We start from the raw sequence: 10,933 nt of genomic DNA, 5'->3' as shown, positions 1-10,933 counted from the left end.
ATTTTACTTTGTTTTCTTTAGCTTTTTTGATAACTACTCTAAAATTTTTAAATTTTATTAAATAGTATTTTCTTTTAAAATCGTACTTTGTGAGAAAATTAATATTTTTATGTAGAAAAATATTTACATTTTTGGCTTAAGTTTTTTGAAATTTTTGTAAATGTAAATAAGTTGTAAATAAGTTTTACAAGGTTAATATCAACTAAATTTGTTTTAAATCTTTAAAGGAGAAAGAATGAATCGACGAGAATTCATAAAAAGTGCTGCAGCCAGTGCTGCTTGTGCTAGTGCTGGTATAGCCGTACCAAGCTCGCTAAGTGCAGCAAGCGAAGCTGAAAAAGGCTGGCGCTGGGATAAGGCCGCTTGCAGATTTTGTGGAACAGGCTGTGGCATCATGGTCGCTACAAAAGAAGGCAAGATAGTAGCTGTAAAAGGAGATCCAGAAGCACCAGTAAATCGTGGTCTAAACTGCATTAAAGGCTATTTTAATGCTAAGATCATGTACGGCGAGGATAGGATCACTCATCCGCTTTTACGTGTAAATGAAAAAGGCGAATTTGATAAAAAAGGTAAATTTAAGCAAGTAAGCTGGAAGCAAGCATTTGATGTTATGGAGGCTCAGTTTAGAAAAGCATATGATGAGCTAGGACCTCATGGTATCGGAGTTTTAGGCTCTGGTCAATATACTATTCCAGAAGGCTACGCTGCTGTTAAGCTTATAAAAGGTGGCTTTAGAAGCAATAGCATCGATCCAAACGCAAGACACTGCATGGCAAGTGCGGTTGTTGGCTTTATGCAAGTTTTTGGTATAGATGAGCCATCAGGCTGTTTTGATGATATCGAACTAACTGATACTATCGTGGCTTGGGGCGCAAATATGGCCGAGATGCACCCGATACTTTGGGCACGCGTAAGCGATAGAAAGCTTAGCGATCCTGATAGAGTAAAGGTTGTAAATTTAAGCACTTACTCAACTAGAACATCAAATTTAGCTGATATAGAGATCATCTTTGCTCCGTCATCTGACCTTGCTATCTGGAACTACATCGCTCGTGAGATAGTTTATAACCACCCAGAGATGATCGATGAAGAATTTGTTAAAAAACACTGTGTATTTACAACCGGTCCAGCCGACATCGGATATGGTCTTCGTCCAGACATTAATCATAAAAAATATGCTCCAAGCGAGCTAGACACTGCTGCTACTGAGAAGTCAAAGGTGCTAAGTGAAGCTGAGGGTGTTACACTTGCATATCTTGGACTAAAAGCTGGTGATACACTTGAAAATAAAAATGCTGCAAAATCTGGCGCACATTGGCAAATAACATTTGAAGAGTTTAAAAAAGCTCTTGCGCCTTACACGCTTGACTTTACTGCAAAGGTGGCAAAGGGCGATCCAAACGAAGATATAGAAGAATTTAAGAAAAAATTAAAAGCACTTGCTGATCTTTACATCGAGAAAAACCGCAAAGTCGTAAGTTTTTGGACGATGGGCTTTAATCAACATCAACGTGGTACATGGGTAAATGAGCAAGCTTATATGGTTCACTTCTTGCTCGGCAAACAAGCACTTCCAGGCTCAGGAGCATTTTCTCTAACTGGTCAACCAAGTGCATGTGGTACTGCAAGAGAGGTTGGAACATTTGTTCACCGCTTACCAGCTGACATGGTTATCGAAAATCCAAAACATAGAGAGATAACTGAAAAAATTTGGAAACTTCCTGCTGGAACACTAAGTGGCGTACTCGCTTCTCACTACGTAAAAATGATGCGTGATCTTGAAGATGGTAAGGTTAAATTTATATGGGTTCAAGTAAATAATCCATGGCAAAATACTGCAAATGCAAACCACTGGATCAAAGCAGCTCGTGAGATGGATAACTTCATCGTTGTAAGCGATCCTTATCCAGGAATTTCTGCAAAAGTAGCTGATCTTATTTTGCCAACTGCGATGATCTATGAAAAATGGGGTGCTTACGGTAATGCTGAGAGAAGAACACAACACTGGAGACAGCAAGTACTTCCAGTTGGTGAAGCGATGCCTGATATTTGGCAGATGATGGAATTTAGTAAACGCTTTAAGTTAAAAGACGTTTGGGGTGAGAAAAAACTAAACGACAAAGTGACGCTTCCAAGCGTGCTTGAAGAGGCTAAAGCTATGGGATACAGCGAAGAAGATACGCTATTTGATGTACTTTTTGCTAACGAAGAGGCTAAGAAATTTAGTGCAAACGATCCGATCATGGAAAACTACGACAATACAGAAGTATTTGGCGATAGCAGAAAGGTGATCGGCTCAGATGGTAAAGAATTTAAAGGATATGGATTTTTCATCCACAAATATCTTTGGGAAGAGTATAGAAAATTTGGCGTTGGACACGGCCACGACCTAGCTGACTTTGACACTTACCACAGAGTAAGAGGTCTTAGATGGCCAGTGGTTGATGGCAAAGAGACTCAGTGGAGATTTAACACTAAATTCGATCCATACGCTAAAAAAGCTGCTCCAAATGAGAAATTTGCATTCTACGGCAACAAAAACGCAGCCCTTCCAACAGGCGATCTAAAAGGCGTTACAAATAAAGATAAAACATCTCTTGCGAACAAAGCAAAAATTTTCTTCCGCCCTTACATGGATCCATGCGAGATGCCAAGCAAAGATTATCCATTCTGGCTATGTACTGGCCGTGTGCTAGAGCACTGGCATACAGGTACTATGACTATGCGTGTTCCAGAGCTTTATAGGGCGGTCCCAGAGGCGCTTTGCTACATGCATGAAGATGATGCTAAAAATCTTGGCGTAATGCAAAATGAGATCGTTTGGGTCGAATCACGCCGTGGCAAGGTAAAAGCAAGAGTTGATCTAAAAGGTAGAAATAAGCCGCCAGTAGGTCTTGTTTATGTGCCTTTCTTTGACGAAAACGTATTTATAAATAAAGTCTGCCTTGACGCTACTTGCCCTATCTCTAAAGAGACAGACTATAAAAAGTGCGCGGTTAAAATTTACAAGGCGTAAAAGTGGCTGATATGGAATTTTCAAGTAGGCGTGAAGCTTTGAAATTTGGAGCTAAGGCAGCGATCTTAGCTCTTGGCGGAGGCTTTATATGGTCACTTAGTGCCAAAGCCTCACCGCTTGTACTTCTTAGACCGCCTGGTGCGAAAGCGGAGAAGAAGTTTTTGAAAAGCTGTATTAGGTGTGGGCTTTGTGTAGAGGCCTGCCCATTTGATACGCTAAAACTTGCTACTCTTGAAGATGGTATAAGTGTCGGTACGCCTTATTTTGAGCCTAGAAAAATTCCTTGTCATATGTGCGAGCATATCCCTTGCGTGCCAGCCTGTCCGACTGGTGCGCTGGATGCAAATTTAGTAAGCACAGCTGGCAAACTAGACATAAATAAAGCCAAAATGGGCGTTGCAGTGGTTGATATGAAAAACTGCGTGGCATACTGGGGCATACAGTGCGATGCTTGCTACAGATCTTGTCCGCTCATAGATAAGGCCTTGTATCTTGAGTATCGCCGCAACGAAAGAACACAAAAGCATGCCTTTTTACTTCCAGTTGTTGATAGTGATATCTGTACTGGTTGCGGTGTTTGTGAGCGAGCCTGTATCACCGAAAAAGCAGCCATTACCGTGCTAAACCGCGAAGTTGTGCTTGGTAAAGTTGGCGACAACTACGTCAAAGGCTGGGTAAAAGAAGATGAAAGGCGCGTGGATGATGCCGACAGCAAGATAAAGCTAGATATAAAAAAGGCGACTGACTATCTAAATGGTGGTGAGCTATGAAATTTTTAATCTTAAGACGAATAACTCAAATTTCTATCCTAGTGCTATTTATCCTAGGAAATGTTTATGGAGTTAAGATACTTAGCGGAAATTTAAGCTCATCTTTGCTTTTTGGACAAATTCCACTAAGCGATCCATTTGCGGTGCTTCAAATTTTACTAGCAGGCTTTAGCGTAGGCATAAATGCGATAATTGGCGCTATCATCGTCTTTGCATTTTATGCACTCGTCGCTTCTAGGGCGTTTTGCTCGTGGATTTGCCCAGTAAATTTACTAACCGACATTGCTTACAAGCTAAGAGAGAAATTTGGCTTTAAGGGTGAGAAAATTTTAAACGTAAGTAAAAATTTGCGCTACTACTTGCTAGCACTTGCTCTTATCTTAAGCCTTGCTTTATCTTACCCGGTATTTGAGAGCGTTAGCTATATTGGCATTATTCAGCGTGGTATTATTTACGGCTCGGCTAGTGCTTTAGGTATAGCGGTTGCGATCATTGCTTTTGATATGTTTGTGTTAAAGCGTGGCATTTGCTCGCACGTTTGTCCGCTTGGTGCCTTTTATGCCATCATCTCAAAATTTGCCCTAATTAGAGTAAAGCATGATGCCCAGGCTTGCACAAAATGTATGAAATGCAAGCTTATTTGTCCAGAGATACAAGTGCTTGACATGATCGGTAAAGAGAGCCGCTCGGTTAGCTCAAGCGAGTGCATAAGCTGTGGCAGGTGCATTGATGTTTGTGGAGACGGGGCATTGAAATTTAGTATTAGAAATTTAAGGAGAGAAAAATGAAAATAAAAATAATGATGCTTGGAGGATTGTGTGCTGCGTTTTTTGCGGCATGTGCTTTTAATAATCCAAGTATTAGCGATTCGCAAATCGGCCTTAGAAATATCGATTTGCTAGACGATAAAGACGTTGTATTAAAAGATGTGAACTACACAAAAGAGCCAGCTGGTATGTCAAAGAAATTTGATAGGTCTTTTGAAAATGCACCACCATTTATCCCACACGATACTGAGGGTTTAGTGCCTATCACAAAAGATATGAATATGTGCGTAACCTGCCATATGCCAGAGTTTGCAAAAGATAGTGGAGCAACACCGATACCATCATCTCACTTTTATGACATCAGAAATAAAAAAGATCTTGCAGGCAAGCTTGATGATGAAAGATATAACTGCACAACATGCCACGTTGAGCAACAAAACGGCGTAACGCAGCTCGTTGGCAATAAATTTAAGCCTGATTTTAGAGATAAAAATGGCACTCATAAGTCAAACTTGCTAGATGTTTTAAACGATGGTGTTAAATAATGCAAAGCAGGCGAGAGCTTTTTAGTAAAATTTTGGGGGCAAAATCTGCTCCCAAATTTATAACTCCGCCATTTTTTAGCGGAGAGTTTGACTGCGGTGGATGCGATGCTAGCTGCGTAAATGCTTGTGAAAAAGAGCTTCTTAGCTTTGAAAATGAAAGGGTAGTTTTTAAAGTTAAAAAGCTGGGCTGTGACTTTTGCGAAGAGTGCGCAAAGGCTTGCGAGAGTCTTGGTAAGAAGACATTAAGCTTAAACTCACCAAAGAGTATAAATGCAAAAGTTAGCATCGATGTTTCTAGCTGTCTAGCATGGAACGATACGATCTGCTATAACTGCCTTGATGCTTGCAAATTTAAAGCAGTCGAATTTCTTGGCGTTTTTCGTCCTATTGTTAATCAAAACTGTGTAAGTTGCGGCGAGTGCTTTGATGTTTGCTTTAAAAATTCACTTCAAATGGAGGCCTTATGAGAGCTTTGTTTTTTATTTTTTGTCTATTAAATTTTATCTTTGCAAGTGAGATTACCACTCCATACAAGCAAATAGAGGCTAGTGCAAATGTGCTAAGCACAACACTAATAAATGGCAAACTCTTTATCGCGACTGATGGAGGAACGGTTGAAATTTATGATCCTAAAGAGTCTAAATTTGAAGAGATCATTAAGATGGATGATATAAAAACCTACGTTAGTGATCATGAAAGACCAAAAATTTTAAGCATTGATGAAATTGATGGCAAAACTCTTATACTTAGCGAAGGTGATTACGCTACAAAGGTGCTTCATCTAAGAGAAAATGGGCAGATGAGAAGCATAAAAATGGATAATCAAGCGATAAAAAAGGCATTATTTTTAGATAATGAGCATGTTGCGCTTGCTTCAATTAGCAATGAAATTTACTTTTTAAACTTAAAAAGTGGCGAAATTTATGATAGCTTTAAAATTTCAATCGCGATGCTTTCAGATATGGAGATAAATGAAGATAGAAGCACTCTAGCTATCGCTTGTGAGAGCGGAAAGGTCTACTTTTATAACATAAAAGCTAAAAAAATGGATCAAATTTTAGATATTCATACAGACAATATCTACGACATCTCCTATAAAAATGGCGTCATGATCAGCGGAGGTACCGATAGGATCGTGGGGATATTTTCAGCTGGAAGCCTAAAAAAGATAAATACTGGCTTTTTGGTCTATGGTGTCGGCCTTAGCGATGATGGTAGAGTAGCAGCTTATATGAGCGATGAGATGAGCGATGTAAATTTAGTTGATAGCAAAAGCTTAGAAAATATTGCAATGCTAAAAACTGGGCAAAGTACGATAAATAGTATAGTTTTTATAAGTGACAATGAAGTCGTAACTTCAGCCTATGAGAATAAAATTTTATTTTGGAGAATTAAATGAATATTTCAAGTTTGATAGTTTATACGGACAATAAAAATGAAAGTGTAAAAAACGAAATAAAAAAGCTAAAAGAGTGTGAAATAATAACTGACGCAGACGATAGAATCGTAGTGGTAGTTAGCTCAGATAGCATTGAAGATGAGATAAAAAATTTTAAGAAGATAGAAGCTATCAGTGGAGTAGTGAGCGTTGCGATGGTTTATAGCTATCAAGAAGACGCCGAAGAAAATAGAAAAAAACTAGAAGAAAATGGCAAGATAAGTGAAATTTTAACAAGCGATGAGGTAAAGGCTGAGGATATTACTTATGGCGGCAGCGTGCATCATAGAGTAAAATAGCAAAACTTAAATTTTAGCTTTTGCATTATCATTGAAATTTATAGCGCAAAAGCCCACCTTTCATATAGATTTTCTTAATAAATTTGTTGCTAGTACTGCTTATATTTAATCAATTTTGTTTGGCTTGTAGATTTAAATTTATGTTCAAGAGTTAATAGATTTTGGGTGAAAAAATTACTCAGCAAGCATAAAATCAAAAGTATAGAAATTGAATTAAATTTAGTTTAGAAGATCTTAAGATGATGCTTGCATAAGGAATTTTAGTAGGCCATTTTGGCTTACTAAAATTCCTAGTCCTAAGGTCTATCTTTGATCAAATTTAATAAATTTTCTCCAATATTTTCATTTGTTAGATTTGAAATTTCTTTATAGAAATTTCCTTTTTTGTCTATTAAATATATTGAAGAGCTGTGGGCAACAGAGTAGCCCATGGCTGAGTTTTCAAGACGGACTTTTTGAAATTTTACACCATAGGTTTTTGCCACTTCTTTTAAGGCATTTAGTTTTAATCCATCGGCATCTTTATAGAAATTTTTTGCCATTAGAGTTAAATTTTCAGGAGTGTCGCGTTCAGGATCAAGCGTAATAAAAAGTAGCTCAAAGTCATCTCTTTTTAGTTTATTTAGCTCATCGCCAATCAAAGAGAGCGCAGTAGGGCAGACATCGGGGCAAAAAAGATAACCAAAATATATAACTTTGTACTTTCCGTCGTAATTTTTAAGACTTACTTCACCATTTTGCGAAAGTGCCTTAAAATCATACTTGTTTGGCTTTATCAGCAAAAGTGCAACACCTATACAAATTAAGATTATTATTAAGCCCCAAAATGCCTTTTTCATCGTTACCCTTTATAATTTTAGATCAAGATCTACAAAAAAACCAGTTTCTTTTTCGTCATCAAGCACTTTAAATCGATATCTCATAAGCTCGACAACGCAAGCACTTAGCACTACTTGAGCAGTTAAGTTATCGCCTCTTGACTCAAGCCTTGCTTTGATTGATCCCATATTCATATTTATGCCGTCTATTTCAAGACTAGGATTTTTTAGCCCTAAATTTTTACCGTTAATGATTTTAAAGCTAAAAGGTCTCATAGCATAAATAGGTCTTGGTGAGATGTCTATTTTTAGCTTTACGCCTTTAAATTCCATCTCACAAGATTTATTGTTTAGATCACATTTTAAAGGATCTAACGATGTGTTTACATCGGCAAATTCAGGTGGATCTTCCTTGCTTGTCGTCATAAGCTTATAGCCTATCGAAAAAGCACCTAAAACAATAAAGATAAATGAAAAAATAATTATGATTTTTTTCATTATTTAAAGTTTTTAGTTACTCCAATATTATCAAGCTTTATGCTCTCGCCATTGCTAAATTTTAGCTCTAAATCAACTTTATCACCATCTTTTAATGGTTTATTTAGATCCATAAGCATAATGTGTAAACCGCCAGGAGCTAGTTTTGTTTCACCTTTTTTTGGGATCACTGCATCTTCGATTTGAACCATAGCCATCATGCCATCATTCATTTTGTGTGTATGAATTTCTGTACTTTTGCAAACGCTTGAGTGAGCGCCAATAAGCTTTACATCAGAATTTGAAGCATTTTTTATATCCATAAAAATTGCACTATTGTTTGTGCCAGGTTTTGTATCTCTAGCTCTAACATTTTCTAGGCTGATATCAGCCGCCATAAGAGCAGAAGCTGCAAGCATCGCACCAAAAACGATTTTTTTCATATTTTTCCTTTGTGATAAAATTAATAATGGTTTTCACATTATACATTTAGAACTACTTAATTTACCTTTAAAATCTAAAAATATAAATTTTTTAGGATATAATTACGGACTAAATTTTACTTTTTGGGACATTTCACTTGAAAAAAATTATATTTTTCTTCATCATGTTATCGCCTTGTCTTTTTGCCCAAAATTACGAAGAAATTTACTTAAAAAATGGCTCAGCTGCTGTTATTGACGCCATCGAAAAAAATATTTTAAGTAAGGATTACTGGCTAAAAAAGCTTGAGGGCAAGGATGTAAGATATGGATATTATGACAATGAGATACTTCTAAGTGTAGTTGATAAAACTAAAAAGAAGCTTGAAGTGATCTCTTATAACGGCGGCATTACAAAAAAGCTTTTTAGCTCAAGCGTTATAGTTGGCAAAAATGGTGATAAGCTTCTTGAAGGCGATCTAAAAACACCGGTTGGGGTGTATCAGCTTACACGTAGATTTACGCCAAATGATAGATATCTTGGCCCGCTTGCATTTTCGCTTTCATACCCAAATTTGCTTGATAAACTTGCAAAACGAAATGGCGGTGGTATTTGGATACATGGCTATCCGCTTGATGGTCAAAGGACAGATGAGCTAAAAACAAAAGGCTGCGTGGCTATGCAAAATGATACTTTGATGAAATTTGATGATGTAGTGGATCACAAAAAAACACTTGCATTTATCTACGAAGATAAGCGTCCAGAAGCTAGCGCAAAAGATATTGCAGTGATCATTTCTGGACTTTTGGGTTGGAAAAAGACATGGAGTGAGAGCGACATTGAAAACTATCTTAAATTTTACGATAAGAACTTTGAGCGATACGATGGTATGAGCTTGGAAAAATTTAAAAGTATGAAAAGAGCTATTTTTTCTAAAAAAGAGAAAAAACGCATTTCTTTTTCAAATTTTCTCATCACGCCTTATCCAAATCTTAAAAATGATAGGCTTTTTCGTGTGAGTTTTTATGAAGATTATGTTTCAGATACGCACAAATTTGCTGGTCAAAAGACGCTTTATGTGAAGCTTTATAACGATGATATGAAAATTTTTATAGAGGAGTAAAAGTGGAAAAATCTCAAGAAGTAAAAGAAAAAATCGAGAAAATTTTAGAGGCAAGAGCTGCTTTTTTTGCTGAGCTTGACCGCCAAGTTCCAAAGAAAAATTGTACCGATGTTTTTGATTTTAGCAAAGTAAAAGAGGCTGATCTGAAAGAAATTTACGCTAAATTTTATGCATTTGATTACAACGTAAGAAAACTTTTACCGGATGTTTATACTGCTTTTAATGTGAATTTTAATGTCTGAAATACGCCTAAATAAAGCTTCATATATCCATAACCTCACTCAAATTTGTGCTAAGGCTGGTGGCAAAGAGAAAGTAATAGTTGTATTAAAAGACAATGCTTATGGCCATGGCGCAAGGCTTATTGCAAATGAAGCTAAAAAATTTGGCATAGAAATTTGTGCTGTAAAAAGTGAGTTTGAGGCAGATGAAATTTCTGACATATTTGAAAATATTCTCATTCTCTCACATATCCCAACCGGAAATGAAAGTAGTAAATTTATCTATGCGATAAACGATACAGAGGCACTTTTGAAGATAAAAGATGGCTCAAAAATCAATCTTGCAATTGACACTGGTATGCATAGAAATGGGCTTGATATTAGCGAGCTTGATTATGCGTTTGAAATTTTAATAAGAAGGAATTTAGAGCTTCTTGGAGCTTATACTCATTTTCGCGCAAGTGATGAGCTAAATGCTGATTATTTTGTGCAAAGGGAAAATTTTAGGGCTGCAAAAGAAAAAATTTTAGCTCTTTGCGATGAGTTTGGTATAAAAAAACCGATCTTTCACTCTCACAACTCAGCTGCGCTTGAAAGAGCAAGTGAAATCGATGATGATATGGTGCGCGTTGGTATCGCTCAGTATGGATACGCTCAGTTTGGTGATAGTTTGGACTTAAAGCCAGTACTTTCGCTATGGGCAAGAAGAGTTAGTAGGCGTATTTTAAAAAGTGGTCAAAGTGTTGGGTATGGTGCTAAATTTAGTGCAAAAGAAGATATAAATGTAGCCACTTATGATCTTGGATATGGTGATGGATTGCTAAGATACAACGGCTGTGGTGAGCTAAGACTTGCCAATAACGAGCCAATACTAGGCAAAATTTCTATGGATAGCTTTAGCTGTAAAGATAGCGGCGAGTTGGTCTGTGTCTTTGAGGATGCAAATATTTGGGCGAAATTTTTTGATACGATAAGTTATGATATTTTAGTAAAGCTCTCGCCAAACATCACTAGAAAATTTATATAAAGGCAATAT

The 10,933-nt window shown here is 37.0% G+C and carries 13 protein-coding genes; 10 read left to right on the top strand and 3 right to left on the bottom strand.

The window, feature by feature from the left end:
- Positions 1–235 precede the first annotated feature (235 nt).
- The 7 genes from napA to CVT13_RS02210 are packed head-to-tail and all read left to right on the top strand — an operon-like array spanning position 236 to position 6,835.
- Positions 236–3,016: a nitrate reductase catalytic subunit NapA gene (gene napA / locus CVT13_RS02240; RefSeq protein WP_107811451.1), complete on the top strand. Its 2,781-nt coding sequence runs from the start codon at positions 236–238 to the stop codon at positions 3,014–3,016.
- An 11-nt stretch (positions 3,017–3,027) separates the two neighbouring features.
- The gene (gene napG / locus CVT13_RS02235) at positions 3,028–3,786 is read left to right on the top strand and encodes a ferredoxin-type protein NapG (RefSeq protein WP_413784295.1); all 759 of its coding nucleotides are present in this window, start codon (positions 3,028–3,030) and stop codon (positions 3,784–3,786) included.
- A complete protein-coding gene (gene napH, locus CVT13_RS02230; RefSeq protein ID WP_107811449.1) occupies positions 3,783–4,574 on the top strand; it encodes a quinol dehydrogenase ferredoxin subunit NapH in 792 nt (263 codons plus the stop codon). Before napG ends, napH begins: the two co-directional genes overlap by 4 nt.
- Complete coding sequence (locus CVT13_RS02225) at positions 4,571–5,098, top strand: nitrate reductase cytochrome c-type subunit (protein WP_103579851.1); 528 nt, start codon at positions 4,571–4,573, stop codon at positions 5,096–5,098. Before napH ends, CVT13_RS02225 begins: the two co-directional genes overlap by 4 nt.
- Positions 5,098–5,565 (top strand): 4Fe-4S ferredoxin, encoded by a 468-nt coding sequence (locus CVT13_RS02220; protein WP_107811448.1) that lies wholly within the window; start codon positions 5,098–5,100, stop codon positions 5,563–5,565. The genes CVT13_RS02225 and CVT13_RS02220 overlap by 1 nt, the downstream gene beginning before the upstream one ends.
- On the top strand, positions 5,562–6,497 hold the full coding sequence (locus CVT13_RS02215; protein WP_107811447.1) for a WD40 repeat domain-containing protein: 936 nt from the start codon (positions 5,562–5,564) through the stop codon (positions 6,495–6,497). The genes CVT13_RS02220 and CVT13_RS02215 overlap by 4 nt, the downstream gene beginning before the upstream one ends.
- The gene (locus CVT13_RS02210) at positions 6,494–6,835 is read left to right on the top strand and encodes a chaperone NapD (protein ID WP_072594844.1); all 342 of its coding nucleotides are present in this window, start codon (positions 6,494–6,496) and stop codon (positions 6,833–6,835) included. The genes CVT13_RS02215 and CVT13_RS02210 overlap by 4 nt, the downstream gene beginning before the upstream one ends.
- Positions 6,836–7,131: 296 nt before the next feature.
- Here CVT13_RS02210 and CVT13_RS02205 read toward each other — a convergent pair whose 3' ends face one another.
- From CVT13_RS02205 to CVT13_RS02195, 3 genes are all read right to left on the bottom strand, one after another.
- Positions 7,132–7,674 (bottom strand): SCO family protein, encoded by a 543-nt coding sequence (locus CVT13_RS02205; protein WP_054196383.1) that lies wholly within the window; start codon positions 7,672–7,674, stop codon positions 7,132–7,134.
- A gap of 9 nt (positions 7,675–7,683) precedes the next feature.
- On the bottom strand, positions 7,684–8,079 hold the full coding sequence (locus CVT13_RS02200; protein ID WP_199907264.1) for a hypothetical protein: 396 nt from the start codon (positions 8,077–8,079) through the stop codon (positions 7,684–7,686).
- Positions 8,080–8,150: 71 nt separating this feature from the next.
- Complete coding sequence (locus CVT13_RS02195) at positions 8,151–8,573, bottom strand: copper chaperone PCu(A)C (protein ID WP_103579847.1); 423 nt, start codon at positions 8,571–8,573, stop codon at positions 8,151–8,153.
- Between the two features lie 137 nt (positions 8,574–8,710).
- Between CVT13_RS02195 and CVT13_RS02190 the strand changes: the two genes are divergently transcribed.
- From CVT13_RS02190 to CVT13_RS02180, 3 genes are read left to right on the top strand one after another with little or no spacing between them, the layout of a single operon-like run.
- Complete coding sequence (locus tag CVT13_RS02190) at positions 8,711–9,676, top strand: L,D-transpeptidase family protein (protein ID WP_107811445.1); 966 nt, start codon at positions 8,711–8,713, stop codon at positions 9,674–9,676.
- A 2-nt stretch (positions 9,677–9,678) separates the two neighbouring features.
- The gene (gene cmeU / locus CVT13_RS02185; protein ID WP_107811444.1) at positions 9,679–9,918 is read left to right on the top strand and encodes a CmeU family protein; all 240 of its coding nucleotides are present in this window, start codon (positions 9,679–9,681) and stop codon (positions 9,916–9,918) included.
- Positions 9,911–10,924 (top strand): alanine racemase, encoded by a 1,014-nt coding sequence (locus tag CVT13_RS02180; RefSeq protein ID WP_107811443.1) that lies wholly within the window; start codon positions 9,911–9,913, stop codon positions 10,922–10,924. Before cmeU ends, CVT13_RS02180 begins: the two co-directional genes overlap by 8 nt.
- Positions 10,925–10,933: the final 9 nt, after the last annotated feature.

It is taken from the genome of Campylobacter concisus (assembly GCF_003049085.1).
GTDB classification, from domain to species: domain Bacteria; phylum Campylobacterota; class Campylobacteria; order Campylobacterales; family Campylobacteraceae; genus Campylobacter_A; species Campylobacter_A concisus_H.
Note: the sequence above shows the minus strand (reverse complement) of the source record. Positions and strands in the feature narration are given on the sequence as shown.

Coding starts and splice junctions, on each gene's coding strand:
- CVT13_RS02200 (WP_199907264.1), bottom strand. CDS start 8,079: ATGACGACAAGCAAGGAAGATCCACCTGAATTTGCCGATGTAAACACA.
- CVT13_RS02210 (WP_072594844.1), top strand. CDS start 6,494: ATGAATATTTCAAGTTTGATAGTTTATACGGACAATAAAAATGAAAGT.
- CVT13_RS02205 (WP_054196383.1), bottom strand. CDS start 7,674: ATGAAAAAGGCATTTTGGGGCTTAATAATAATCTTAATTTGTATAGGT.
- napG (WP_413784295.1), top strand. CDS start 3,028: ATGGAATTTTCAAGTAGGCGTGAAGCTTTGAAATTTGGAGCTAAGGCA.
- napA (WP_107811451.1), top strand. CDS start 236: ATGAATCGACGAGAATTCATAAAAAGTGCTGCAGCCAGTGCTGCTTGT.
- CVT13_RS02215 (WP_107811447.1), top strand. CDS start 5,562: ATGAGAGCTTTGTTTTTTATTTTTTGTCTATTAAATTTTATCTTTGCA.
- CVT13_RS02220 (WP_107811448.1), top strand. CDS start 5,098: ATGCAAAGCAGGCGAGAGCTTTTTAGTAAAATTTTGGGGGCAAAATCT.
- CVT13_RS02225 (WP_103579851.1), top strand. CDS start 4,571: ATGAAAATAAAAATAATGATGCTTGGAGGATTGTGTGCTGCGTTTTTT.
- napH (WP_107811449.1), top strand. CDS start 3,783: ATGAAATTTTTAATCTTAAGACGAATAACTCAAATTTCTATCCTAGTG.
- CVT13_RS02180 (WP_107811443.1), top strand. CDS start 9,911: ATGTCTGAAATACGCCTAAATAAAGCTTCATATATCCATAACCTCACT.
- CVT13_RS02195 (WP_103579847.1), bottom strand. CDS start 8,573: ATGAAAAAAATCGTTTTTGGTGCGATGCTTGCAGCTTCTGCTCTTATG.